This is a genomic window from Paraniabella aurantiaca, assembly GCF_050309965.1.
Taxonomy (GTDB): Bacteria; Bacteroidota; Bacteroidia; order Chitinophagales; family Chitinophagaceae; genus Niabella.
Map to the genome: position 1 here is coordinate 447,565 of NZ_JBLOSY010000003.1, position 24,354 is coordinate 471,918.

26 protein-coding genes are annotated in these 24,354 nt (G+C 42.3%); 17 read left to right on the forward strand and 9 right to left on the reverse strand.

Features of this window, described 5'->3' with window-relative positions:
- Positions 1 to 28 precede the first annotated feature (28 nt).
- Genes ACLOAU_RS25190 through nirB form a run of 4 tightly spaced genes read right to left on the reverse strand, consistent with a single transcriptional unit; the run spans position 29 to position 4,748 of the window.
- A complete protein-coding gene (locus tag ACLOAU_RS25190) occupies positions 29 to 1,327 on the reverse strand; it encodes a NarK family nitrate/nitrite MFS transporter (protein WP_427864677.1) in 1,299 nt (432 codons plus the stop codon).
- 49 nt (positions 1,328 to 1,376) lie between these two features.
- A complete protein-coding gene (locus ACLOAU_RS25195; RefSeq protein WP_427864678.1) occupies positions 1,377 to 1,784 on the reverse strand; it encodes a hypothetical protein in 408 nt (135 codons plus the stop codon).
- 11 nt (positions 1,785 to 1,795) lie between these two features.
- Positions 1,796 to 2,194 carry a nitrite reductase small subunit NirD gene (gene nirD, locus ACLOAU_RS25200; RefSeq protein ID WP_427864679.1) on the reverse strand — a complete coding sequence of 133 codons (399 nt, stop codon included), beginning with the start codon at positions 2,192 to 2,194 and terminating at the stop codon, positions 1,796 to 1,798.
- Positions 2,195 to 2,252: 58 nt separating this feature from the next.
- Entirely contained in the window at positions 2,253 to 4,748 is a 2,496-nt protein-coding gene (nirB, locus tag ACLOAU_RS25205) for a nitrite reductase large subunit NirB (RefSeq protein WP_427864680.1), read from the reverse strand.
- A gap of 196 nt (positions 4,749 to 4,944) precedes the next feature.
- Here nirB and cobA point away from each other — a divergent pair, with 196 nt between their 5' ends.
- The 7 genes from cobA (at position 4,945) to ACLOAU_RS25240 (ending at position 10,020) form a co-directional block, all read left to right on the forward strand.
- The gene (cobA, locus tag ACLOAU_RS25210; protein ID WP_427864681.1) at positions 4,945 to 5,709 is read left to right on the forward strand and encodes a uroporphyrinogen-III C-methyltransferase; all 765 of its coding nucleotides are present in this window, start codon (positions 4,945 to 4,947) and stop codon (positions 5,707 to 5,709) included.
- 78 nt (positions 5,710 to 5,787) lie between these two features.
- Entirely contained in the window at positions 5,788 to 6,417 is a 630-nt protein-coding gene (locus ACLOAU_RS25215; RefSeq protein WP_427864682.1) for a Crp/Fnr family transcriptional regulator, read from the forward strand.
- A 107-nt stretch (positions 6,418 to 6,524) separates the two neighbouring features.
- Positions 6,525 to 7,016: a BON domain-containing protein gene (locus ACLOAU_RS25220; protein WP_427864683.1), complete on the forward strand. Its 492-nt coding sequence runs from the start codon at positions 6,525 to 6,527 to the stop codon at positions 7,014 to 7,016.
- A 99-nt stretch (positions 7,017 to 7,115) separates the two neighbouring features.
- Positions 7,116 to 7,535: an SH3 domain-containing protein gene (locus ACLOAU_RS25225; protein ID WP_427864684.1), complete on the forward strand. Its 420-nt coding sequence runs from the start codon at positions 7,116 to 7,118 to the stop codon at positions 7,533 to 7,535.
- A 292-nt stretch (positions 7,536 to 7,827) separates the two neighbouring features.
- Positions 7,828 to 8,130, forward strand: a complete 303-nt coding sequence (locus tag ACLOAU_RS25230; protein ID WP_427864685.1) for a hypothetical protein — start codon at positions 7,828 to 7,830, stop codon at positions 8,128 to 8,130.
- Between the two features lie 102 nt (positions 8,131 to 8,232).
- Positions 8,233 to 8,763: a hypothetical protein gene (locus ACLOAU_RS25235; protein ID WP_427864686.1), complete on the forward strand. Its 531-nt coding sequence runs from the start codon at positions 8,233 to 8,235 to the stop codon at positions 8,761 to 8,763.
- 36 nt (positions 8,764 to 8,799) lie between these two features.
- On the forward strand, positions 8,800 to 10,020 hold the full coding sequence (locus ACLOAU_RS25240) for a DUF2130 domain-containing protein (protein ID WP_427864687.1): 1,221 nt from the start codon (positions 8,800 to 8,802) through the stop codon (positions 10,018 to 10,020).
- A gap of 18 nt (positions 10,021 to 10,038) precedes the next feature.
- On the opposite strand, the gene ACLOAU_RS25245 is transcribed toward ACLOAU_RS25240, so the two are convergent.
- Positions 10,039 to 10,650 carry a 4'-phosphopantetheinyl transferase family protein gene (locus ACLOAU_RS25245; RefSeq protein ID WP_427864688.1) on the reverse strand — a complete coding sequence of 204 codons (612 nt, stop codon included), beginning with the start codon at positions 10,648 to 10,650 and terminating at the stop codon, positions 10,039 to 10,041.
- 38 nt (positions 10,651 to 10,688) lie between these two features.
- On the opposite strand from ACLOAU_RS25245, the gene dcd reads away from it, so the two are divergent.
- Positions 10,689 to 11,270 carry a dCTP deaminase gene (dcd, locus tag ACLOAU_RS25250; RefSeq protein ID WP_427864689.1) on the forward strand — a complete coding sequence of 194 codons (582 nt, stop codon included), beginning with the start codon at positions 10,689 to 10,691 and terminating at the stop codon, positions 11,268 to 11,270.
- Here the strand turns inward: dcd and ACLOAU_RS25255 are convergent.
- A complete protein-coding gene (locus ACLOAU_RS25255; RefSeq protein ID WP_427864690.1) occupies positions 11,267 to 12,616 on the reverse strand; it encodes a sensor histidine kinase in 1,350 nt (449 codons plus the stop codon). The genes dcd and ACLOAU_RS25255 overlap by 4 nt on opposite strands.
- 123 nt (positions 12,617 to 12,739) lie before the next feature.
- On the opposite strand from ACLOAU_RS25255, the gene ACLOAU_RS25260 reads away from it, so the two are divergent.
- From ACLOAU_RS25260 to ACLOAU_RS25275, 4 genes are all read left to right on the forward strand, one after another.
- Positions 12,740 to 13,291, forward strand: coding sequence for a YqgE/AlgH family protein (locus ACLOAU_RS25260; RefSeq protein WP_427864691.1), 552 nt, complete (start codon positions 12,740 to 12,742; stop codon positions 13,289 to 13,291).
- A 30-nt stretch (positions 13,292 to 13,321) separates the two neighbouring features.
- On the forward strand, positions 13,322 to 14,044 hold the full coding sequence (locus tag ACLOAU_RS25265; RefSeq protein WP_427864692.1) for a DUF4197 domain-containing protein: 723 nt from the start codon (positions 13,322 to 13,324) through the stop codon (positions 14,042 to 14,044).
- Between the two features lie 137 nt (positions 14,045 to 14,181).
- Positions 14,182 to 14,700, forward strand: a complete 519-nt coding sequence (locus tag ACLOAU_RS25270) for an RDD family protein (RefSeq protein WP_427864693.1) — start codon at positions 14,182 to 14,184, stop codon at positions 14,698 to 14,700.
- Positions 14,701 to 15,014: 314 nt separating this feature from the next.
- Positions 15,015 to 15,368, forward strand: a complete 354-nt coding sequence (locus tag ACLOAU_RS25275) for a DUF2147 domain-containing protein (RefSeq protein ID WP_427864694.1) — start codon at positions 15,015 to 15,017, stop codon at positions 15,366 to 15,368.
- An 85-nt stretch (positions 15,369 to 15,453) separates the two neighbouring features.
- Here the strand turns inward: ACLOAU_RS25275 and ACLOAU_RS25280 are convergent, their stop codons facing one another.
- From ACLOAU_RS25280 to atpD, 3 genes are all read right to left on the reverse strand, one after another.
- A complete protein-coding gene (locus ACLOAU_RS25280) occupies positions 15,454 to 16,503 on the reverse strand; it encodes a hypothetical protein (protein WP_427864695.1) in 1,050 nt (349 codons plus the stop codon).
- Between the two features lie 229 nt (positions 16,504 to 16,732).
- Positions 16,733 to 16,990, reverse strand: coding sequence for an ATP synthase F1 subunit epsilon (gene atpC, locus ACLOAU_RS25285; protein WP_427864696.1), 258 nt, complete (start codon positions 16,988 to 16,990; stop codon positions 16,733 to 16,735).
- Positions 16,991 to 17,098: 108 nt separating this feature from the next.
- On the reverse strand, positions 17,099 to 18,586 hold the full coding sequence (gene atpD / locus ACLOAU_RS25290; protein WP_427864697.1) for a F0F1 ATP synthase subunit beta: 1,488 nt from the start codon (positions 18,584 to 18,586) through the stop codon (positions 17,099 to 17,101).
- A gap of 231 nt (positions 18,587 to 18,817) precedes the next feature.
- Between atpD and ACLOAU_RS25295 the strand changes: the two genes are divergently transcribed.
- The 5 genes from ACLOAU_RS25295 to ACLOAU_RS25315 all read left to right on the forward strand — a co-directional run bounded on the left by ACLOAU_RS25295 (position 18,818) and on the right by ACLOAU_RS25315 (position 24,348).
- Positions 18,818 to 20,629, forward strand: coding sequence for a L,D-transpeptidase family protein (locus ACLOAU_RS25295; protein WP_427864698.1), 1,812 nt, complete (start codon positions 18,818 to 18,820; stop codon positions 20,627 to 20,629).
- 27 nt (positions 20,630 to 20,656) lie between these two features.
- Entirely contained in the window at positions 20,657 to 21,853 is a 1,197-nt protein-coding gene (locus ACLOAU_RS25300; RefSeq protein WP_427864699.1) for a hypothetical protein, read from the forward strand.
- Between the two features lie 85 nt (positions 21,854 to 21,938).
- A complete protein-coding gene (locus ACLOAU_RS25305) occupies positions 21,939 to 22,484 on the forward strand; it encodes an RNA polymerase sigma factor (RefSeq protein WP_427864700.1) in 546 nt (181 codons plus the stop codon).
- Positions 22,481 to 23,293, forward strand: a complete 813-nt coding sequence (locus ACLOAU_RS25310; RefSeq protein ID WP_427864701.1) for an anti-sigma factor — start codon at positions 22,481 to 22,483, stop codon at positions 23,291 to 23,293. The genes ACLOAU_RS25305 and ACLOAU_RS25310 overlap by 4 nt, the downstream gene beginning before the upstream one ends.
- A gap of 320 nt (positions 23,294 to 23,613) precedes the next feature.
- Positions 23,614 to 24,348 carry a ferritin-like domain-containing protein gene (locus tag ACLOAU_RS25315; RefSeq protein ID WP_427864702.1) on the forward strand — a complete coding sequence of 245 codons (735 nt, stop codon included), beginning with the start codon at positions 23,614 to 23,616 and terminating at the stop codon, positions 24,346 to 24,348.
- Positions 24,349 to 24,354: the final 6 nt, after the last annotated feature.

The following is a 24,354-nucleotide window of genomic DNA, read 5'->3' on the forward strand; positions in this document are numbered from 1 at the left end:
GTCAGAGATCTGTCATATCATAGTTACGTTAAGCCACCGGCTCCAATACAGTCACCGGCTCGGCAGCAGGTTTCACTTTTGCAAAGCGGGTCAGCAAAACAATGAAGGACACCAGCACTACTATAACACCGATATAACTGAAGGCCTCGCCATAGGTTATGGAAGGACTTTTAAACAAAAAGCCAAACAGCATGCCGCCCAAATTTCCGCCTGCTCCTACTACACCGCTTACAAATCCTACATTTTTTTCATTGATAAAGGGCGTGATCGCATAAGTGGCACCGTTGGCCATTTTGAGAAACAAGGCAAAAGACAACATGGATATGATCGCTAAAGGCAATGAACCTGCCCGGGCAAATAGTATCAATCCAATTCCCTCCAGCAATAAAACACCTGCCAGCAGTATACCTTTTCCACGCATACCGTAAGATTTACCAATCCTGTCGGCAAATATGCCTCCCAGGGCCCGTGCAAATAAATTCATCAATCCGAATACACCTGCCCAAAGACCAGCTGAGCTTTGATCCAGTTTATATTCCTGCACAAAATGTAATGCGGCTACGTTATCAAATGTAATCTCCATACCGAAGCACATGGCATAGGCCAATGTCAATGCCCAAATCCTCCAGTCTTTCAATACGCTATAGTCAGTTTTCCCTTTTTCTTTTACCCTTTCGATTTCATCAAAGTTGCCCGCAGGAGTATCTTTGGTATACTTAAAATAAAGAAAGGCCGCAATCAACATCATCAGCCCGGGAAAGATCATAGCCTGGCGCCACGCTTCATTGCCGGTATAACCGGCACCTACAATGGCCGCAAATATTAACGGCATTACAATATTGGTTACTCCTCCACCCAGGTTACCCCAGCCACCGGCAACTGCATTAGCCGTTCCTTTAATATTAGGCGCAAACATCATGGATGTATGAAACTGTGTGATCACAAAGGAGGCGCCTATAACGCTTATAGCCAGGCGAAACAACAGGAAGCTGGTATAGCTTTCAGCTAACCCTACACCCATTACTGGTATCGCACCAATCAACAATAAGGCGGTGTATGTTTTCCTTGGACCCCAGGTATCGCATAAGCGACCAATCAATAAACGGGCAACTATGGTCCCCGAAACAGACGCAATAACAATATTACCAATCTGCGATTTATCGAGTTGCAAATTTTCTTTAATCGTCGGCATTAAAGGTGCCAGGCCAAACCATCCGAAAAAGCAAACAAAAAAAGTAAACCAGGTAATATGGAAGGTACGCATCTGTATTCCCTTAAAAGAAAACACATTCAACTTACTGAGGGGCTTTGTATTAACTGAGCTCATAATCAATCGGTTTATTAATTAAATAGAATAGCGTTAAGAGGTCTTTATTTCAGAAACGGTAACCAGCGCCTATACCGACATTCCATCGGCCATCGGCGGCAGCTGTTTTAGCATTATAATATACAGGAACCTGTAAAGCCAGGTGCTTATAAGCAAAACTTACACCCGCACCCAAATTGGGCGTAACCGGCGAATTTTTTTTTGCTCCGGCAGCCACTTTATCTTCCTTGATGCGGAGCGAGGGCAACATACCCAGTGTTATAACATAAGGTTTGCTGGTAAATTTGATACAAGGCCCTCCGAAGTTGACAAATGCTCCTTTATCAACATAGCCGGCGATTACCATTCCATCCCAGGCTGCCAGTACGGGTTTGGGAGCAGGAGTTTGCGACCAACCGGCGTTGGAAAAACTCAGGGTAACTGCCAGTGCTGTTAGTGGTTTCAATAATTTTCTCATTTGCTTTGGGTTTAGATATTGGGAGAAACTGTTTCGTGCTTAGATGCATTCGCCATTGCCTGCTGATCTATATCCTTTACATCAATATATACTTCCCCGTCTTCAATCCGCACATCGTAGATATTAATGCTGTTGCAAGCCTCATCATTAAGGCAGTGCCCGTCTTTTAAGGAAAAGGTTTTTTTATGAAAAGGACAAGCCACTTTGGGTTCGCCCTGCTGGGAGCCTAACATACCTCGGCTTAATGCCATTTGTTGTTTATGAGGGCAAAGGTTTTGAGAGGCGTACCACTCGTTACGGTGTGTGAAATAATACAATGCTATCTGCTGATCGCCATATTTTACACATACCCCACCGTTATGCGGCATATCCTGCACACTACATACGTGAAACCAATTTTGATTTGACATAGATGAATAGTTTTTGAGATCGTTGTTAGTGATTAAAGAAGTCCTGCTCCGATAGGGCTTACCAGGTGGCGGCTTTTTTCTGATCCCGCATCGTTTCAAATTGTACGGTCGGATCCTTTTCTTTGGGAGCATTTATGAAATGAGTAAACTGACTTCTGAGCTCTGGTGTTTCCACCACATTTTTCCATTCGCATTGATAGGCATCTACCAATAGCTGCATTTCCCTTTCGAGCTCGGCCGCTATTCCAAGGCTATCATGCACGACCACATTACGCAGGTAGTCGATACCTCCCTCCATCTTGTTCAGCCAGGTTGCAGTACGGGTTAAAGGATCAGCCGTTTTAATATAAAACATCAGAAAGCGATCGATGTATTGAATGCAGGTTTCTGAATCAAGGTCGGTTGCCAGTAATAAGGCATGTTGAGGTTTGGAACCACCGTTGCCGCATACATATAGATTCCATCCCTTTTCAGTAGCAATAATGCCGAAGTCTTTTGATTGCGCTTCTGCACATTCTCTTATACAACCAGATACGGCCGACTTTAATTTATGAGGAGAGCGAAGGCCACGATAACGTTCTTCAATGCGTATGGCATAGCTTACACTATCATGCAAGCCAAACCGGCACCAGGTGCTGCCTACACAACTCTTCACCGTACGCAATGATTTCCCATAAGCATGACCGCTTTCAAAGCCCGCTTCAATCAGCTCTTCCCAGATGGAAGGCAGATCATTTAAATGGGCGCCGAACATATCAATACGCTGACCACCAGTTATTTTGGTATATAAATTATATTTCTTTGCTACCTGTGCAATGACCAATAACTTGTCAGGAGTTATTTCTCCACCAGGAATACGAGGCACAACGGAGTAAGTACCACCTTTTTGAATATTCGCCAGGAAACGGTCATTGGTATCCTGAGAAGTAGCACTCTCTTTTTTGACGATCAGCTCATTCCATAAGCTGGCTAATATAGAGCTTACGGCCGGGCGACAGGTCTCACAACCGTCACCTTCACCCAAAGTATCCAGCACTTCATCGAAACTATGCAGGTCTTTCAATTTCACCAGATCGTATAATTCCTGCCTGGAGTAGCCAAAATGTTCGCAAAGTACATTACGCACCAACTTACCCTGCTGCTTCATAGTGTGCACCATAATATCCTTCACCATTGGTGCGCAACCTCCGCAACCAGTAGCAGCTTTCGTACACTTTTTGATGGCATCAACCGTCTCGCAACCCTGTTCGGTAACCGCATTGCAAATGTCCAACTTGGTTACCCCTTCGCAGCTACAGATCAGGGCATCGTCGGGTAAGGCTACTACCCCCGCTCCTGCATCCGCGCCTACTTCTTTTGCCTTAATAATCAGATCCATCGGATCGGGGGGCAATGCCATTTTGTTCTTACAGATCTGTAATAGCATATTATAAGCATCCGCATCTCCTACCAGAATGCCCCCTAATAACTCTTTGCCATCATTCGAAAAGTTGATCCTTTTATAAATACCCCTGTGATTATCCCGGAAAACAATGGTTCTGGCTTCGTCGCCCGAAATAAAAGGATCACCAAAGCTGGCTACATCAATACCAATCAGCTTAAGTTTGGTACTCATATCAAATCCCGGGAATTGCCTGGCTGCGCCGGCCAGTTGCGTAGCCACTACATCCGCCATTTCATAACCGGGTGCTACCAGGCCATAGATCATCGAATTATGTAAAGCACATTCTCCTATAGCAAAAATGTGTTCATCATTGGTCGTCATATGATCATTCACTACAATGCCACCTCTGGGGCCAACAGTCAGCCCACAGGCACGGGCCAGCTCATCTCTGGGCTTTATACCCGCTGATATAACCAGCATATCGGTACTTAAAATAGTACCGTCTGTAAAGATCATTCCTTTAATAGTTTCATTACCCAGGATAGCCGCTGTATTTTTCCCGGTGTGGGTGGTAATATCCAGCTCCTTTAACTTCTGGATCAATATTTCGGAGCCTGCTTCATCAATTTGACGCGGCATCAGGCGGGGCGCGAATTCTATTACATGGGTATCTTTAATACCGAGATCCAGGCAGGCTTTTGCCGCTTCAAGACCCAGCAAACCGCCTCCTATCACCACTGCTGTTTTTGCAGTTGCGGCATGCCGCCAGATCATATTCAGATCTTCTATAGTCCGATACACAAATACACCATGTTTGTCCACCCCGGGAATGGGAGGTACAAACGCAGAAGAACCGGTAGCAAATACCAGGTAATCATACGCAAGGGTCAGCCCTTCAAACGACGTCACTGTCTTATTCAAACGATCCACCTCCTGCACCGGGTCGCCCAGCCTCAGGTCTATCCCGTTTTCTTCATACCATTTGACGGGTTGAAGTGTCAGATCCTCTACCGTTTTCCCGGCGAAGTAAGAACTGAGATGTACGCGGTCGTAAGCAGCAAGGGTTTCCTCACCAAAAACAGTTAGTTGTAAATCCGGGATTCCTTTAGAGAGCAGCTTTTCGCAGCATTTCTGGCCTACCATGCCATTACCAATAACAACAACTTTCATAAATGTCGTTTTTTGATTTAAAGAAAAATGGCAGGCAATTATTATATTAAAATTTATACTATATAAACTATTTCTACGAATTAAGCTCAAAAAAGAATAAATAGTTAATAATATTATATATCAAATATAATAAAATACAGTTTACATTTTGTAATTTTAATCAAATAATATTACATATATTTATTTATAATGCATTATGAGTAAGTTAATTTTAATTGGCGCCGGGCCGGGAGATCCGGACTTAATTACAGTAAAAGCCATAAAAAAGCTACATGAGGCAGACGTAATATTGTATGACGCCCTGGCAAATGATGAACTACTATCTTATAGTAAACCAGGTTGTATCCAACAATTTGTCGGAAAACGATATGGCTGCCACACGCTGAGCCAATCGGAGATCAACCACCTCATACTGGAATATGCACAAAAATTAAAATGTGTGGTAAGATTGAAGGGAGGTGACCCCTTTGTATTTGGACGGGCCTGGGAAGAGATAGAAGCGGCCCAAAGCGCGGGGATGGAGATTGAAGTAGTTCCGGGCATTTCCAGCGCCCTGGCAGTGCCAGCTTCACAGATGATACCAGTAACAGCAAGGGGCACCAACGAAAGCTTTTGGGTGGTTACGGGTACTACCAAAAGCGGAGGTCTTTCAACAGACATTCAACTAGCTGCTCAGTCTAGCGCAACTGTCATTATACTAATGGCAATGAGCAAGCTGGAACAAATCACAGAGATCTTTTCCGCCCACGGGAAAAGTGAAACACCGGTTGCTATTATACAAAACGGCACATTACCCGATCAAAAGATAGTAACAGGCCAGGTAAAAGACATCTGTTTCAGATCACAACATGCCGGACTGCAGAACCCTGCTATTATTATTATCGGCGAGGTAGTAAGCCTGGCTACAGAATTATCCTTTCGGCAACAGGTACATCAGCTCCTGAACCATGCTAATAAATAAAGAAGATGGCTATCTTTATGGATTATGCGTATAAAAAAAACCGTTGAGACCGAGCAGTCTTTTCTACATAAATATTGTATGAAAGAATGGTGGCCTGCGCTTGACACTCATACACAGGTGCATCAATACAAAAAAGGCGAAACAATTTTTACGGAAGGCACCCCTGTAACCGGTATTTATTTTATGCTAAGCGGTGTTGCCAAAGTGCATAAATTATGGGACCAGGAAAAAGAACTCATCCTCCGCTTTGCCCACAACCAGGATATACTCGGGCACCGGGGGCTGAGCAGCTCTACTAACCAGTACCCCATTACCGCCACAGCGCTCACTCCTGTAACACTAATATATATCACACTCGATTTTTTCGAAGCCACTTTCAAAACCAATCACATCTTCGCTTACCAGTTTATGATGTTCATGGCCGATGAGCTGATGCTTTCTGAAATCAGGATGCGCAACCTGGCCCATATGACGGTGAGGGCAAGGCTAGCTAACGCACTGCTGGCATTAGAAAATAAATTCGGGACCAACGAGAAAGGATTCATATCTTTTATCGCCAGCCGGCAGGACATAGCCGCCTATGTAGGAACTGCTTATGAAACGGTATATAAGAACATGAATGAATTTATCGAATTAGGCTATATAAAAACAAATGCCAAAGCAATTGCTTTAACGGACAAAGAAGCCTTAAAGAATGCCGTGTGTTAATATTACAATAATAATAAAAATATAGCCCCGGTGATTGAAAATTGGCATCGATTTCGATTATATTCGCTTAGCATTTTTTTTTAATAACTACTAAAATCTCAATGAAAATGAAAAGAATTCTGGCCATTATTGCTGTTGTTGCATTCTCGTTTGCCCTGCCCTCTTGCAAAGGTAAAAGCGATGCCGATCTGAAAACTGCTGCTGAAGCCGCCATTAGTGCGAATCCTGATTTAACAGGCGCTACGGTAGAAGTAAAAGATGGTGTTGCAACGATCTCTGGTGAATTGAAAGATCCGGCTGCCCAGGCTGCTGCAGAATCTGCCGTTAAAGGCGTTGAAGGAATTAAAAGCGTACAAAACCAAACGTCTGTTGCACCTCCACCTCCTCCTGCTGCCCCGGTAGTTATCACAGCTGACGATTCTTTAAAAACAGCTGTAACCGATGCTATTAAAGACCACCCTACCGTACAGGCATCTGTAACTGACGGCGTAGTAACACTTACCGGCGAGATCGCTAAAAACGATTTAAAAACTTTGATGCAAAAAGTTCAGTCCACTAAGCCTAAAAAAGTTGAAAGCAAAAGCTTAACAGTAAAATAGTAGCTTGCAGGTAAAGATTGCACCAAGCCATTCTTTATACTCATTACTATAGATTATTTACTTATTGAACTAAAATCATAACATCTTAAAAAAAATATTATGGCACTTCAGGACAAATATCAGGCATTAGTTGACGCTGCTAACGCAGCAGGTGTAAGCAACCTGGCTGTTAGGGAGCAGGACGGCGTTTTATATATTGACGGTGATGCTCCAAGCGGAGCAGTAAAGGACCAGCTTTGGGACGTTTACAATCAAATTGACCCTAACTATGCAAGCGGCGATTTAGTATTAAACGTAAATGCTAAAGCAGAAGCCGGCAGCCAGGTACGGGTAATCACACAAGAGTCCAACCTGAACATCAGGAAAGGCCCGGGCACCGACCAACCTATTGTTGGTAAAGCGGCAAAAGATGAAATCATCACTTTGGTAAGTAAAGCTAACGAGCTTTGGTGGTCTGTTCGCACTAACGACGGAGAAGAAGGATATGCGTATGCTCAATATCTGGAGCCGGTTGCATAAGAAATTATCATTAGTCAAAGCCTCACAATAAAATGTGAGGCTTTTTTATTTCCGTCCTTTGTATAAAGAAAAAATCAGTAATACATAAACTGCTATTTTAGAAAATATAAAACATGATTTAAAGACTGTATTTAATATTTCTAACAGAACGACCTCTTTTTTAGAAATATTATAGTTTCTATTAACTAAACCTTTGTATATAATGGAGGCAATACTGCGTTTTTATAACAGACACTTGCTCCTCTTACCAGATAGACCAGGTGATTATTATTAAACTTAAAACCTTTATATCATGAAAAAAATTGCAACAAAATTTGTACTGGTAGCAGCTTCTACTTTTATTTTAGGAACAGCCATGGCTCAAACAGATACAACGAAAACGCCTGTACCTGATACAACGGAAACACCTACTCCGACAGATACCACAAGCGTTCCTAAAGACACAACAACAGTATCTAAAACAAATATAGAATCAGCAGCATCGCTGGCAAGCACAGTAGGCAGATATGTAAATACATTTTATGCAGCTACTAATAAAGAGTTGTTGAATGCAAAGCAGTATGATTTAAAAACGGAAGAAGAAAACGAAGCTTAATCAGTACCACTGTTTAGCTAGTTGCAATAGCCATCCTCAACGGGATGGCTATTGTTTTATCATCCGGCGGCACCTTATATACAAGGGTACTATCTTTACTCCATGAAAAAGATATTAACCAATATCCGGCACCTCTATCAACACAAAACCACTGTATACATCATAAAAAGAAGCTATGATCAGCTGATATGGCAACTGAATGCGGTAAGTGAACGTAAATATAAAATAAGCAACCTTGATATTAAGCAGCCCTCCTGGATATCTGGTATGATGCTTACTCACTATTTTCCCGACGAATTCAGAGCTGATTATGAAAGTAATTTCTTGAGTCGTAAAGGCTTCACGCATGCGCACCTGCGCGGACAAATAGAGAAATTATCGGACACTGAAGTAAAGCTTACCTTATGCGAGGTGCCCTCATTTGAAACTGTATACCTGCTACTCCCTTTACTCGTGGTTGGAAGTATCTATTTATTTATCAGAGCTGCTACTTCTAATTTTGCTGCTTTTGTGGCACCGGTGCTCTTTATTGTTGTCGCAGTATTGATTATACATGTCAACCGTCGAATTTTCTATCTTCTCGAAAAAACATGCATTGATTATATAAAATCCGGGAAGGAGTTGACAATCTGATTTCTCTATTCCCATTTATTTATTGAAATTGCATTAATGTCTACAAAAATAAAATGCCCCAGCTGCGGCAGCGAATTTGAACCCAACGAAGCCATCAGGGAAGAAGTGGAAAAGGAGCTTCGTGCAAAGGTTACGGACTGGCAAAGAAAAAAAACGGAAGAACACCAGGTTGAACTTCAAAAAAAAGAGGCTGAGTGGCTGCAAAAGTTACAGTCAGAAAAAAACTCTTTGCAAAAACAACTTGAAGAGCAAATAACAAAAAGTGTGAGCGGGGATTTTGAGAACAAACTCTCCCTGCTTCAGAAAGCTAACGAAGAGAATGAAGAGAAACTCAAACTTTCCCGGCAGCGAGAAGCAGAATTTCTGAAACAACAGCAGGAACTAAAAAATAAAGAAGCCGAACTGGAGTTAACGCTTCAAAAAAAATTGACGGAAGAAAGAGAAAAATTAGCCGAAAGCCTGCGAAAAATTGAAGCCGACAAATCGGCCCAAAAAGAAACAGAGTACCAGCTCAAGTTAAGGGAACTTGAAAAGCAACTGGAAGACCAGAAAAAGCTGGCCAATGAAATGAAACGCAAGGCCGAACAGGGTTCTATGCAATTGCAGGGCGAAAGCCAGGAGCTGGCGCTCGAAGAGTTACTCAGCACTTCTTTTCCTTTTGACAGGATTGAAGAAGTAGGCAAAGGAGTACGGGGTGCCGACTGTATACAGGTAGTTCGAAACAACCTGGGGGCAGAGTGCGGGCGCATCATTTGGGAAAGCAAACGTGCTGAAAACTTTGGAGGCGAATGGATAGAAAAGCTAAAGGCAGATATGCGATCTATGGGAGCAGACATGGCCATTTTAGTGACCCGTCGTTACCCTAAAGACATGGATTGTTTTGGAGAAAAAGATGGTGTGTGGATCTGTAGCTTTTCTGAAGCCAAAGCCCTGGCCTCCGTTTTACGGGACGGCATTTTCAGAATTTACAACGCCTCTAAAAGCCAGGAAAATAAGGGAGATAAGATGAATATGTTGTATAGCTATTTAACAAGCCCCGAATTTGCAGAGCAATGGAAAGCGATACGTGAAGGCTTCCTAAGTATGAAAATGAGCATTCAGAAAGAAAGAGATGCAATGGAAAGATTGTGGAAAGCCAGGGAGAAGCAATTGGAAAAAGTACTGCTCAACGCTACACATATAAGAGGCTCCATTGATGGTATCAGCGGCCTGGAAAATGTAGATCTCAATCTATTAGACTTTGAAGAGCCGCTATAACTTATACCCCTTGCTTTGTCAGGATGACGCGCAGTATATAAAGCTCAGACAAAGCGGTGGCAATACAGCCAGGTGAATATCCATCGAGGTGTGGCTCTTGCTAAAATAACAGCTGAATATATTGGAGCTCTTGTAACCTTTCAATTGAATATGCTGTTTAAAGTCTACCAATCCCTCACCATACCATTTGTATACCGCTTCTTTGGCGCTCCATACCTGCGTAGCCGTTTCCAGTGTTAACGGGGCAAGCCATTGTTGCTCATCGGGGCTTATAAATTTATGCTCTACCCGCAAAACCTTATCAGTAGGTATTTCTATATCAATCCCTACACGATTGGTCCGGCTTACAATAGCTGCGGCATAATCGCCGCAATGAGATATAGAAAAATGATAGGCTTCATCAGGTAAAAAGGGCTTTCTTGTATCCGCTATCTGCACCTGCTGCGAGGGAAAATCAGGGAAAAGATATTTTAGTAAAAACCGCCCCGCCAGGTGCTGCAGTCGTTTATGTGGATGAGTTACCTCTCTATGCAAGGGCACCAGCTGTTTGAAAAAAGCTTCTTCCTCTTCTATCTTCCAGATACCCAGTCGTGTATGCTCATTAATATCTTGTTGAAAAAAAACAGGCATGGTGCAGCTATTAATTTTATATTGCACAAATATAGTCGATGGCCGAGAGTCCATGGACATTAGCCAACAGTCAATCAAAAAAAATGATTCTTTCAGATATCAGGATACAAGAAGAAATGGAAAAAGGCACTATCGTTATCAAGCCTTATGACCGCGAATGCCTGGGCAGTAATAGCTATGATATCCATTTAGGCAAATGGCTGGCTACTTACCGGGAGCATGTATTAGATGCAAAAAAGCACAATGAAATAGAATACTTCGAAATACCCGAAGAAGGCTTTGTACTGTATCCTCATATATTTTACCTCGGCGTAACGCTGGAGTACACAGAAACACATGCACACGTTCCTTTTCTGGAGGGCAAGTCCTCAACAGGACGGTTAGGAATAGACATCCATGCTACTGCCGGTAAGGGGGATGTTGGTTTTTGCGGGCATTGGACCCTGGAAATTTCGGTGAAGCAGCCGGTAAAGGTATATAAAGGCATGCCTGTAGGACAATTGATCTACTTCCCGGTAGAAGGAGATATTGAAATAAAATACAACCAGAAAAAAAATGCCAAGTACAGCAGCCAGCCCGAAAAGCCGGTGGAAAGTATGATGTGGAAAAACAAGTTTTAACTTTTAGACAGCGGAAACTCTACAGAAAAAACAGAGCCTTTGCCTAGTACACTGTCTACCTTCACGGTTCCATTGTGGGAGTCTGCTACGGACTTAACATAGTTTAGCCCTAAACCGAAACCTTTTACATTATGAAGGTTACCGGTATGGGCACGATAAAACTTCTCAAAAATACGCTTCTGTGTTTCGCGACTCATCCCGATGCCATTGTCCTCAAATTTGATAAGGATTCCACTAGAGGTATTGGAGGTAGATATTTTTAGCTGGATTGGAACATTATCTTTGGAATACTTAACGGCATTATCAATAAGATTATTAACAAGGTTAGTAAAATGCACTTCATCTGCATTGATCAGGTCTTTCGTAGCTCCCAGACTCAGAACAGAATCCCCGTTTTTCTCATGCAACTGTAACTGGAAATTATCAACAACATTTTCAATAATTTCATGCACATGCAGTGGTTTTAAATCTATTTCAGCTTCGCGCTTTTCAAACTGCGATGCTTTCAAAATAGTTTCTACCTGCTTATTCATCCGCTGGTTTTCTTCCTTAATAATACCGCTGAAGTAATTAAGCTTATCCCTGTCTCCCATTACGCGTTCATTCTTCAACGCATCCACTGCAAGCGAAATAGTAGCAATGGGCGTCTTAAACTCATGGGTCATATTATTAATAAAGTCATTCTTAATTTCGCCCAGCTTCTTCTGTCGCAGCATGGTATATACTGTGAGATAGAATGCGGAAACAATTACCAGGGTAAACAGTATTGCCAGCGCAACGTTCCAGATTATTGCCTGCTTAACATGAGATTTCCAGTTCAATACTACCAAAGCCAGGTTTTCATCTTTGGTAATGCCATCCGAATCAGAACCAGGTAATGCCCTGATCAGTTTGTAGTCCGGACTATAATTGCGCACCGTATCTTCAGAGGCCTCCCAAAAATGAGGGGATTGCTTTTCTATGGTTGGATTTCGGTTGGTTAATAAGCCCGAAAAGAAACAATACTCATACTTCATCTTACTCAGACCTGCTTTCTCCAAGGCATTATTAATGATTTTTTCAATTTCGCTGCTGCTTATTTTTGACCCGATTGACACAGCCTTTAGTGGCTCGAAAAAACCTCTTTGAGAAAAGAGCGTACCGTAATCACGACTTGCCTCTTTAATAAACTGCTCTCTTCTTTGTCCGAATTCATCGCTAAGCGTTTGATAAACATTATCAATATTCTGCTTAACCTGGTCTTCTTTTAACTTAATGAGGTTTTTCAACCAGGAAACCTGCATTACAATAATACCGACTAAAGACAGCGTAATTAAGACAGTTATAGACGAGAATAATCTTTTCACAAAAGCAAATATAATAATAGCTGCGAAGCCGAACATGAATCCCTTAAAAGCACTGCATATTTAACTTTTTATAAATGGCCCAACCTGCTGAAAGATTTAGTAAAAAATTCCTATATTGGCTGCATGATAGAGCCCGCCAATGGAACATTATTAGTAGCGAATCCGCATTTAGACGATCCCAACTTCCTCAGAACAGTTGTATTTCTTTGCGAGCACAGTGAAGAAGGCAGCTTCGGCTTTGTATTGAACCGGAAATTGGATTATTCTATAGATGAGCTGGTACCGGAATTGGGTGATTTCAAGATCCCTGTTTTTGAAGGAGGCCCTGTTGAGCTCAACACACTCCATTTTTTACATCAGTACCCTGATGTCATTCCTGGTGGAAAAGAAATAGGAGAAGGACTTTTTTGGGGTGGTGAATTCGACAAAGTGATAGAATTGATCAATTCACGTACCGCTGATCTTAATAAAATAAGATTTTTTCTCGGTTATAGCGGCTGGGGCACCGGCCAGCTGAATGTTGAAATGGAAGAGAAAACATGGATCGTAGCCCCCGCCCCTATTAAATTCATTTTCTCTAATAATGAAAAAGAGTTGTGGAGAGATGTGCTTAAAGACCTGGGCGGAGAATATGAGTTGATAATTAATGCCCCTCTGGACCCGAGAATGAATTAATTTCGCGGGAATAATTACAACAGATTAAACATGAGAAAACTATTATTTGTTTTTGCACTAAGCAGCACCTTTTTCTTTTCCGGCTGTGACACTTTGAAAAATGTAGCCGGAACACTTTCCAATTTCGAAATAGCACAGGGTTTAAAAGAAGCGTTAACCCAGGGCCTGTTTAGCGGCTTTGAGGCATTTGCCAATCCCAACCAGGGCAATGCATTGGTTCGTTTTGCTTTCCCGGGCGAGGCAGCAAAAATTGAAAAAACTTTGCGCGACCTGGGACTTACGCAGGTAGTGAATAATGTTACGGCAAAGTATACCAATGCCATGTCACTGGCGGTACAAAAAGCCAAGCCGATATTTTTAAACTCTGTAAAGAACATGAGTATAGGAGACGCTGCAGGTATTTTATTAAGCGGAAACAAAAACGCAGCTACCCAATATTTCAAAAGCGCCATGAGTCCACAACTGATGACCGCCTTTCGCCCGATCGTAGACAGTACGATCCGTACCACCGGAGCCGGAAATGAATACAACACTTTGGCTAAAGCATACAATTCTATTCCGTTGATCAGCAAAAAACTGGAGCCCAGCCTTAATGAGTTTATTGCTGCCAGGGCGGTGGATGCGATGTTTTTATATGTAGCGAATAAGGAAGCTGATATCCGGTCAAATCTTTCGGCTCGCACCACCCCTTTATTACAGCGGGTTTTTGGCTATGCCGACCTGCAGGCCGGGAATCGCCCAACAACGAATTAGTTTCCAGGAAGTTTAGATCATATATAAGTCGTTAATGGCGTTCTTTGGTGGGATGCCATTATTTTTACATAATTATGTTGCTGATTTAAAAAACTTATTCTAGTTTAGAATAAATATTAACTACAAACTCTACAACTATGACCGAACCAACAAGTAATTTCTCCTCTTACCAGGGAGAATCTAATCTATTCAACACGCAGCCCACTGTGGTCTATGCGGGATTCTGGGAAAGATTTGCCGCTGTTTTTATTGATGGGATCATCTTAGCTATAGCCGGCTACTTTATTGGGCTGATCGTTGGTACACCCAGCCAGGAGGAAATTGTAGCTCTTGCTCAAAACGAGGGTTTTTCAAGCGCTATGTCTGCTTCTTATTTTAATACGTCGAACTCACTTAATTTAATCCTTGGATGGCTGTACTCCGCCCTGATGATCTCCGGCCCCTGGCAGGCTACTTTGGGAAAAAGAGCTTTAGGCATCAAGGTTACCAATTTAAACGGCGAACGTATATCTTTCTTAAACGCTACGGGGCGTTATTTTGCCACTTTATTGTCAGCAATTATCTTACTTATAGGATATTTTATGATGTTATGGGATGATAAGAAACAAACTCTTCACGATAAACTGGCAGGCACGCTGGTGGTAAAAGGGAAATAAAACTATCATTAAATTTATTCAGGCCTCGCTTTATAGCGGGGCTTTATTTTACCCGATAGTAATAATATTCAGATAGCGTATAACGCCGGCCCTACTTTTGACTTCTGCTCAGGTTTTAAAAAAAACATTACGATTCTTAACCTTTGAAGTTAAGTTTGTATTCTTTCCTGTGAGAAAAATTTCGCACTTCAAACAAATTAGTCTACTTTTATAGTAGACTAACAAGTTATGCCTGTACACGTAAAATATTGTTGTTGTTGAGTGAACGCTTTGACCTGCTTTGCATTTTATAAACCAACATAACTATTTTACGAATGACTATTCTTTTCTTTACCTTGTTTTTATATTTTTCTACTCCTTCAATCAATGATATTACCGGTATATGGCTCAACCCGGAGAAGACGCGTTCCATTCGCATTTTCGAAAACAACGGAAAATTTTATGGTATTATGCACTGGATCGGAGAGCCTGAGCCTAAACTCAAAAAGGGGCAACTGGTTTTAAAGAACCTTGTGTTTGAAGGTGGCTATTTTAAAAACGGCCAGGCTTATACACCGACTTACGGCTGGGTGGCATGCGACGCCAGATTAACCAACCGGCAACTACATCTTACCGGCCATAAGTTTGGCATAGCACGTACCCGGATATTTTTGCAGAGCTCCGACTAGCAGCCGTCAACCTGTATTCAATAAAAAACCGAAGCGGAAAACTTCGGCTTGATCAGTAGCCGGGTTTGTCTTTTAATCATGTAGATTATTTCTTAAGTTCCTCGCATAAAGTCCAATTATTGATTGTAAGCGAACCTGTGGAGTTGGCATATCCTAATCCTTCTGTAAAAGCAAAATTGGATATCTCTGCGCCCCGTCTTATGACTTGCAATTGACTCTTATCTGCCTGCTCTTCTTCAAAAATAGCTTCATTCCTTTTCAGCTCGCTAAACCAAATTACCGGGGCCCACACCTCAATATGTTTGAACACAGTACCCGACCAGTAGTAACCATTCGCACAGGAAACCAGCCCGCCGGCAAAAGCCGTAATGGTAGCATCCCAGGTAAAATTCTTCCTGATCCGGATCAGTTTATCATCGGCCATAAAAGTTCCCGGAATAGTAATATTGCTATTCGCCCAACAAGTTCCGCGCCCTATACCATATAAAGGAAAAGCCACCCCATTGGCAAACAGGTAATAATAGGAGGATGGCTGCCCCGTGTACCTGAATAAATTAGCTGTAGCACCGGCAGCCAATGTTATTACTTTATTAGATCCACCCGCGATCGCCTTTGTTGCATTGTAGCATTGCAATTCAGGAGCAGGCAGCGGCGCCGGAGACGGGTCGGGCTTTTCAGAAGGCAAGGGATCTTTACGATTGCTGTACTCAATCCTGAAATTTAAAAACTCCGCATCAAATGCAATGCGCTCCCGAAGGGTATCAGGCAAAGCTCTTAAAATGGCGTTTTTATAGGGTTCTTCGTCAATGCCCGCTTTTTCCCAGGCTTCATGAACAAAATTGTAATAATATTTACGGATTCGGGATAGCTGCTCTTGTTTATCATCATCACTTTTCAATGTCTTCAACTGCTCCACATCTTCTTTAAAGGCAATATAAGTGCCTGTTCCATCATTCTCCATCGCCTGCAGCAAGGCCTCGCGCGCCGGTGCCACAATTTTAGCAATCGTTTCTTTAAAATCGGATGGGAGTATGGAACCCGGGGCGGATACCGCTTCGGTCTTTTCCAGGTTATATGCATTTTTCGTTGACGACCGCAATGGGTCAGTAATTTGGGAACCTGCTTCAAGTTCCACTATCGATCTTTTCCGGCACTGTGTAAATAGAAGTAAAACTAACAGCGCTGAAAATAGATATGGGGCTTTCATGATTGACTGGTTTATTGTTTTTATAATGCAGCGTTTTGCTGCGCCATAAAAATAGAGCCGATCAGCGGCGTTACCAGTCCCCTAAAAACAGGATTTTTCACAAATAAAAAAATCCCGAAGCGATAAGCCCCGGGATTCTATCAATAAAAATAAAATATTAAACTTTCTTAGCATCTTCAACCAATACGGTCACGTTGTTATTCAGCACTTCCACAAATCCACCCTGAATAGTATAGAAAGTAGCAGGGCCTGTAAGACTGCTTTGTAATACTTTCAATTTACCTTCTCCCAGTGCAGCAATCATTGGAGCATGCCTGTTCAGCACCTCAAAAGATCCGGTTACGCCTGGCATTTGAACGCCGTAAGCTTCGCCGCTAAAAATACTGCCCTCGGGAGTTAAAATATCTAATTTCATTTGTATAATGGGATAATATGATAATGAGCCAATTGGCCAATACGACAGCTAAAACAAATCCTTTTACATTAGCACATCAGCACATTGGCTTATTAGCTAATTGTACAACTATGCTAACAGTTTTTTACCTTTTTCAATTGCATCTTCAATATTACCTACCAGGTTGAAGGCTGCTTCAGGATACTCATCAACCTCACCATCCATGATCATGTTAAAGCCGCGGATTGTTTCGTCGATGGGTACTAACACACCTTTTAAACCAGTAAAGGCTTCTGCTACGTGGAAAGGCTGAGAAAGGAAACGCTGTACTTTACGTGCACGGGATACCGTCATTTTATCTTCATCGCTCAACTCGTCCATACCAAGAATTGCGATAATATCCTGTAGCTCTTTATAGCGTTGTAAAATTAATTTAACCCTGTTTGCACAATTGTAATGTGCATCACCCACAACAGAAGGCATTAGGATACGTGAAGTAGAATCCAACGGATCCACCGCCGGATAAATACCTAAATCCGCAATTTTACGGCTTAATACGGTTGTTGCATCTAAGTGAGCAAATGTTGTTGCCGGAGCCGGATCCGTCAAGTCATCCGCAGGTACATATACCGCCTGTACAGAGGTAATAGAACCATTTTTGGTAGAAGTGATACGCTCCTGCATCAATCCCATTTCAGTAGCCAGCGTAGGCTGGTAACCCACGGCTGAAGGCATACGACCTAACAGGGCTGATACCTCAGAACCCGCTTGGGTGAAACGGAAGATATTGTCAACGAAGAACAGGATATCCTTACCCTTTCCTTCACCTTCGCCATCACGGAAATATTCAGCGATAGTTAAACCACTTAAAGCCACACGTGCACGAGCTCCCGGAGGTTCGTTCATTTGTCCGAATACGAAGGTTGCTTTAGACTCTGCCAATTCAGCTGGATCTACCTGGCTCAAATCCCATCCACCTTCTTCCATGCTATGTTTAAAATTCTCTCCGTATTTCATGATGCCTGCTTCAATCATCTCACGCATCAGGTCATTACCCTCACGGGTACGCTCACCTACACCAGCAAACACCGATAGACCACCGTGGCCTTTAGCAATATTATTAATTAACTCCTGGATCAATACTGTTTTACCCACACCGGCACCACCAAACAAACCAATTTTACCACCCTTTGCATAGGGTTCAATCAGGTCAATTACCTTAATACCTGTAAATAATACTTCAGAAGCAGTGCTCAGGTTTTCAAAAGCCGGAGGCATTGCGTGAATGGGGCGTCCATTTTCTTTGGAAACAGCAGGTAAGCCATCGATCGGATCTCCTGTTACATTAAAAAGACGTCCTTTTATTGCATCACCTACTGGCATAGCAATTGCTTTTCCTGTATCGCGTACTTCTGTACCCCTTACAAGCCCTTCAGTACCGTCCATCGCAATGGTACGAACACTATCTTCTCCCAAATGCTGCTGAACTTCAAGTATTAGCTTCTCGCCATTCTCTTTTGTCAGCTCTAACGCGTTATAAATTTCCGGGAGGGTGTCACCGAACTGAACGTCGATTACCGCTCCAATAACTTGTTTAATTTTACCAACTGTTGCCATATTATTGAGGTGTGGTTATTTTTGTGGCTGCAAAAGTAAGGCTTCTCTGCGTATTATGGTACAACGGCTTTACAAATTATTCACATTTCGGCTTTCCCCAAAACCCACCACAAACAGCCACGAACCGGGTTCATACTAAAAAATACTATAATATATTACTTTAACCCCGGCTTTTCTTCTTTTTTCCATCTAATTTTGTACTAAATCTTATACCTTATTTGTAACCTATCTATGAATTTTAGACTATCTCTGCTTACAGCGGCTTTTTTTACGCTTTTGCTATCGTCCTGCAATTTCTTTGAAAAAACCAAGGAAGAGGAAAAACAAGAGCGGGAAAAGGTTATTACCAGGGTGGATATCACCATCGATACCAGCAACTCTTTTAATTCCCTTTTTATTGATACTTCCGAAGTAAGGAGCATTTTAGAAGCTAATCAGCTCAGCGATACCTTAACAAATCGCCTGACCAGCTTTTATAATAGCCGGAATTACCAATATGCCTGGTTTTCGAAGGAAGGCTTGCCTGAGCATACTGTTTCCTTCTGGAACCTGCTGAAAAACTACCTCAATTACTCCAAAGACTCAACCGTTTACAATAAATGGCTGACAGACAAAATGGAAACCCTGATCCGGCTGGAAAAAATCCGCCCCAAAAATGATTCCCTTTACCAGAACCTGGAAATATTGCTGACACGGTATTTTTATACTTACGCAGACCATTCTTTTTCCGCAGACCCTGACTTCAGCATTAAGTCATTGGAATGGTATATACCTAAGAAGAAACTGACATTGGAGGCTATGCTTGACTCTGTTTTAACCAGTCATGGGCAGTACGCAGATGAATTTGCACCCCAAAACCCTCAATACCTGAAGTTAAAAGATCAGCTCTCCAAATACAAGCAGATCAAAGATGCCGGGGGATGGCCTACGGTGAACAGTAAGGTGGAAATTATGAAGAAGGGCTATGCCGATGCTGCCGTAAAAGTCCTGAAAAAAAGATTAAAGGCAGAAGGTTTCTTATTGGGAGAGGACAGCACTTTTACCAATGAGTATGACAGCGAACTGGCTGACGCGGTAAACGAGCTAAAGAGAACCTACGGATATAAGCCCGATGGCACTGCAGGAAAAACCTTTTTAAGGGACGTTAATATTTCGGTGGAAGAACGCATACAGCAGATATTAATTAATATGGAACGTATGCGCTGGCTGCCCGGCACTACCAAAGACAGCGGACGATCGATAATGGTTAATATTCCCGAATTTAAGTTACATGTGTATGAATATGGTCAGCCGGCCTGGGACATGGATGTTGTGGTTGGAAAAGAAGGCAACAATACTACGGTGTTTACAGGGCGTTTGAGCAATATTGTTTTCAGCCCTTATTGGAATGTACCTACCAGCATTGTTAAAAATGAAATGAACGGAGCACCCAGCGCTGCCTACCTGGCGCGCAACCACATGGAGGTTATTAAAGGACGTGTAAGGCAGAAGCCGGGCCCCTGGAACTCCCTTGGCCTGGTTAAGTTCCTATTCCCGAACAGCTATAATATCTACTTTCATGACTCACCGGCTAAAAGCCTGTTTAACAGGGATAAGCGTAGCTATAGCCATGGCTGTATCCGCCTGAAAGAACCCGCAAAGCTGGCTGAATATATCTTAAACGACACAGCAAGGTATAGTGCTAAAAAGGTGGACAGCCTGATGCATACCTATAAAGAAAAATATGTGCGGGTTAAAAAGCCTATCCCGGTACTAATCACTTATTTCACTTCATGGGTAAATGACAGCAGCGTTTTAAACTTCAGGGAAGATATTTACGGACATGATGCCATTATCGCTAAAAAAATGTTCCTGAATAGCGTAGGTACCAGCTATAGCAGGCAAAAAGCCATCAAAGACAGTATTCAAAAAGTAAAAGACCTTGCAAAACTGAAAGAACAAAAGAAAAAGGATTCTATAGCCCGCAAAAATGAGGCAATAGAACTGAAGAGAAGGCAGGATAGCATTGCCGCAGCCCGGAAGAAGAAAACATCCGGTATATAATAAAGCGCCGCCGCCTATTTTTGTAGCATGAATCTTATTGAAGTCAATACCCCCGCGCTTGCCAGGGACTTTATTAACGTAAATGTTTTGATCAATCAAAGCGATCCGAATTATATACGTCCGTTGGATAAAGATGTTAACGAGGTTTTTGACAAAGAGAAAAATAAAACTTTCCGGTCTGGGGAAGCTATCCGCTGGGTATTAAGAAATAAACAGGGACAACTTATTGGCCGTATTGCTGCTTTTGTTAACAAGAAATATAAATCGAAAGGCGACGACGGGCCTGTTGGCGGTATGGGATTTTTCGACTGTATCAACGACCAGGCTGCAGCCAACCTGTTGCTGGATGCTGCAAAAAACTGGCTCACTGAAAAAGGCATGACAGCGATGGATGGACCGATTAATTTTGGAGAACGTGACACCTGGTGGGGCTTACTGGTAAAAGGATTTGAGCCGCCTTTGTATCGCATGAATTACAACCCCGCATATTATAAAGACCTGCTGGAAGGTTATGGCTTTCAGCCATTTTTTAACCAGATATGCTTTAGTCTTAATGTAGGTCGCCGTATACAGGAGAAATTTTATGAGCGACACGCAGCTTTGGATAAAGACCCCAATTACACCTCTGACAATATTAAAATCAATAACCTGCCTAAGTATGCCAAAGACTTTACCATAGCCTATAATAAAGCCTGGGCGGGGCATGGCGGATTGAAACAACTCGATGAAAGAAATGTGTTAAAAATGTTTCAATCGATGAAGGCAGTTATGGATGAGCGGGTAAACTGGATTATTTACTATAAAAATGAGCCCATCGGCATTTGGGTGAACCTTCCCGATTTAAACCAATGGTTCAAATACCTGAACGGTAAATTTGGGTTATTAGATAAGCTGAAATTTTTATGGTACAAGAAAACAAAGCCCTGTGACAAATTTGTAGGCCTTGTTTTTGGGATTGTACCGGAGTTCCAGGGAAAAGGTGTTGACGCTTACATGATCATTGAAGGATGCCGCCTGATCCAAAATTTAAAAATTGAAAATGGGAAGTATGAGCTGGGCAAGCCTATTTACGAAAATTTCGAGATGCAGTGGATTGGTGAGTTCAACCCTAAGATGATTAATGTGGCCGAATCCCTGGGTACCCACAGAAGCCGGGTGCTTACCACTTACAGATACCAGTTCGACAGGGAAAAGGAGTTCAAAGCCCACCCCATTTTAAATTAGCAGTGCTTTCAAAAAAAATATTTAAAAAAGTAAAACCCTATTGGTATAATTTTCGTATCTATGGAACTGATGTGAAATTCCTCTATTGAAAGCCATACAAAAATATACGGAACAGGAGTTGGTTGCGTTATTAAAACAACGTGATGCTAATGCTTTCAGTTATCTGTACGATAACTATGCCGCTGCATTGAATAGCATTGTGCGTAGCTTTATACCCGATGAGCAGTTAGCCAACAGTGTTTTGCAGGACAGTTTCGTAAAAATATGGAACCAGGCCAGTACTTTTGATAGCATACGTGGCCGGCTGTTTACCTGGATGTCGTCTATAGTTCGCAACACCGCTATAGATACCCTGAGAAGTAAGGACTGGAAAAACTCAAGGCAGAATGTGGAGCTTACCGACAGGAATAACGATATAGTTGCGGACAATATCTTAAATATTGACGCTATTGGTCTGCGAAAGGTGGTGAACAGCCTGAGGGACGAATATAAAACGGTGGTGGAAATGTGCTACTTCGACGGGTTTACCCAAAATGATATTGCCGAAACAACCGGTATACCTTTAGGAACGGTAAAAACAAGGTTGCGTAAAGCTTTAATTGAATTAAGAAGCAGGATCAGTAATACATGAACATAAAGGAGTACATACAAAGTGGCATAATCGAAAGTTATGTGTTAGGCCTGGCAGATACAGAGGAAATTGCCGAGCTGGAACAACTTCGTATGCAGCACCCTGAGATAGAACAAGCGATAAGTGCGTTCGAGCAGGAGCTGGAAAGATCTGCTACAAACAATGCAGTACCTGTGACTCCTGATATAAAGGCTAATTTATTTGATCAGCTGGGCTTGAAGCAGGATGTAAATAATGTACAGATAACCGAGGATCCAAAAATCGTACAACTTGAAAGCGGTGGTAAAACGCCGTTTATTAAATACCTGGCCGCTGCCTCTGTAATCCTTTTTGTGATCAGCGCCGTATTTAATATTTACACTTATAACAAATATAAAAATCTCGAAGCCGAAAATCGCCAGTTAGCTTTGCAGCGTGACCAGCTCTACGCTAATAATAATACCATTCAAACCAGGCTGACTGAGCTGGACAAAAATATGCAACTCATCACAGGCCCCGATATGATAAAGGTGGCCTTGAGCGGTGTAGCGGGCAAAGAATCCAGCCAGGCAGTGGTATATTGGAACAAGAACAACAAAGATGTTTACCTGGTTGCCAAAGCCCTGCCACAGGCCCCCAAAGGTAAGCAATATCAACTGTGGGCTTTAATGGATGGCAAGCCTATAGATGCCGGCGTACTGGGAAATTGCAATACTGTTTGTAAACTGAAAAATATTCAAAACGCCCAGGCATTCGCCATTACACTCGAAAATGAAGGAGGAAGCCCCACTCCTAACCTGGAACAGTTATATGTGATGGGCAAAATTTAATTTTCCCGAATCCGTCTCCTTTTATTTTCCGTAGATAATATTGTCATGGTAAGAGTGACATATCAGTATTGGGGCTGCAGGTTTGGGCAGCCCCTTTTTATTTTCTTACAAGGCCGGTACACCAATACCTAACGCCGGCTCATATTTTTCTTTTACTTGCCACTTCCTGCCAGCCCAACTTTATCACTCCTGCTCCCTGTTCACCATCCTTCTCAAATATTTCTTAAAAAAGAGAATCCGCTTTTCATCGCATCTCGTATTTAATTATGAAAGGGCACCTGTAAGTACCCAAACCAATCTCCAATCAAAAATCAAATATTATGAAATCAGAACAAGAAAACCTTTCTACTTCTGGCACGAGCGCCGTCAAAGAAGGATATAACAGAAGAAAATTCCTTTCTGCATTAGGAATGGGAACTGCAGGTGCAGCCGTACTTAGCTCCTGTGGTCACAACGACTGGTACGACCAATTCAGGAATAACAATAATAATAGCGGGGCAGAAACGCTTGACTTTAAAGATGATGTTGGGATTTTAAACTATGCCTATGCACTGGAACAGCTGGAGGCTGCCTTCTATACCGAAGTAGTAGCGAAATCATCGTCCGTATTCAGCGCCTCTCAAAATGCTTTTTTTAATGATATCAAGCTCCATGAAATTGCACACCGTGAATTCTTTAAAAAGGCATTAGGCAGTAATGCTATCGGAAACCTGGAGGTAGATTTTTCGTCAATAAACTTCACCAGCAAAGACAGCGTGTTAGCTACTGCCAAAGCATTTGAGGACCTGGGAGTGGCAGCTTATAACGGCGCAGGCTATAAAATTATGACGGAAGCTTACCTGGTAATCGCAGGCCAGATCGTTTCTGTTGAGGCAAGGCATGCAGCATGGATCAGAGACCAGATATCGAATGGTTCTTTCTCTGACCTTAGTAGTTTAAGTGCTTTGGGCGCAGACAACTCAAAGGGTCTTGACGCAGCACTACCTCCCAGCAAAGTGCTTCCTATTGCGGCCACTTTTATCAAAACCAAGATCGATGTTAAAAACGTATTCTAACCCTAA

What these genes read in the sequence shown, in the direction of transcription:
- ACLOAU_RS25190 (WP_427864677.1), bottom strand. Translation starts at nt 1,327, where the DNA reads ATGAGCTCAGTTAATACAAAGCCCCTCAGTAAGTTGAATGTGTTTTCT.
- ACLOAU_RS25195 (WP_427864678.1), bottom strand. Translation starts at nt 1,784, where the DNA reads ATGAGAAAATTATTGAAACCACTAACAGCACTGGCAGTTACCCTGAGT.
- nirD (WP_427864679.1), bottom strand. Translation starts at nt 2,194, where the DNA reads ATGTCAAATCAAAATTGGTTTCACGTATGTAGTGTGCAGGATATGCCG.
- nirB (WP_427864680.1), bottom strand. Translation starts at nt 4,748, where the DNA reads ATGAAAGTTGTTGTTATTGGTAATGGCATGGTAGGCCAGAAATGCTGC.
- cobA (WP_427864681.1), top strand. Translation starts at nt 4,945, where the DNA reads ATGAGTAAGTTAATTTTAATTGGCGCCGGGCCGGGAGATCCGGACTTA.
- ACLOAU_RS25215 (WP_427864682.1), top strand. Translation starts at nt 5,788, where the DNA reads ATGAAAGAATGGTGGCCTGCGCTTGACACTCATACACAGGTGCATCAA.
- ACLOAU_RS25220 (WP_427864683.1), top strand. Translation starts at nt 6,525, where the DNA reads ATGAAAAGAATTCTGGCCATTATTGCTGTTGTTGCATTCTCGTTTGCC.
- ACLOAU_RS25225 (WP_427864684.1), top strand. Translation starts at nt 7,116, where the DNA reads ATGGCACTTCAGGACAAATATCAGGCATTAGTTGACGCTGCTAACGCA.
- ACLOAU_RS25230 (WP_427864685.1), top strand. Translation starts at nt 7,828, where the DNA reads ATGAAAAAAATTGCAACAAAATTTGTACTGGTAGCAGCTTCTACTTTT.
- ACLOAU_RS25235 (WP_427864686.1), top strand. Translation starts at nt 8,233, where the DNA reads ATGAAAAAGATATTAACCAATATCCGGCACCTCTATCAACACAAAACC.
- ACLOAU_RS25240 (WP_427864687.1), top strand. Translation starts at nt 8,800, where the DNA reads ATGTCTACAAAAATAAAATGCCCCAGCTGCGGCAGCGAATTTGAACCC.
- ACLOAU_RS25245 (WP_427864688.1), bottom strand. Translation starts at nt 10,650, where the DNA reads ATGCCTGTTTTTTTTCAACAAGATATTAATGAGCATACACGACTGGGT.
- dcd (WP_427864689.1), top strand. Translation starts at nt 10,689, where the DNA reads ATGGCCGAGAGTCCATGGACATTAGCCAACAGTCAATCAAAAAAAATG.
- ACLOAU_RS25260 (WP_427864691.1), top strand. Translation starts at nt 12,740, where the DNA reads ATGATAGAGCCCGCCAATGGAACATTATTAGTAGCGAATCCGCATTTA.
- ACLOAU_RS25265 (WP_427864692.1), top strand. Translation starts at nt 13,322, where the DNA reads ATGAGAAAACTATTATTTGTTTTTGCACTAAGCAGCACCTTTTTCTTT.
- ACLOAU_RS25270 (WP_427864693.1), top strand. Translation starts at nt 14,182, where the DNA reads ATGACCGAACCAACAAGTAATTTCTCCTCTTACCAGGGAGAATCTAAT.
- ACLOAU_RS25275 (WP_427864694.1), top strand. Translation starts at nt 15,015, where the DNA reads ATGACTATTCTTTTCTTTACCTTGTTTTTATATTTTTCTACTCCTTCA.
- atpC (WP_427864696.1), bottom strand. Translation starts at nt 16,990, where the DNA reads ATGAAATTAGATATTTTAACTCCCGAGGGCAGTATTTTTAGCGGCGAA.
- atpD (WP_427864697.1), bottom strand. Translation starts at nt 18,586, where the DNA reads ATGGCAACAGTTGGTAAAATTAAACAAGTTATTGGAGCGGTAATCGAC.
- ACLOAU_RS25295 (WP_427864698.1), top strand. Translation starts at nt 18,818, where the DNA reads ATGAATTTTAGACTATCTCTGCTTACAGCGGCTTTTTTTACGCTTTTG.
- ACLOAU_RS25300 (WP_427864699.1), top strand. Translation starts at nt 20,657, where the DNA reads ATGAATCTTATTGAAGTCAATACCCCCGCGCTTGCCAGGGACTTTATT.
- ACLOAU_RS25310 (WP_427864701.1), top strand. Translation starts at nt 22,481, where the DNA reads ATGAACATAAAGGAGTACATACAAAGTGGCATAATCGAAAGTTATGTG.
- ACLOAU_RS25315 (WP_427864702.1), top strand. Translation starts at nt 23,614, where the DNA reads ATGAAATCAGAACAAGAAAACCTTTCTACTTCTGGCACGAGCGCCGTC.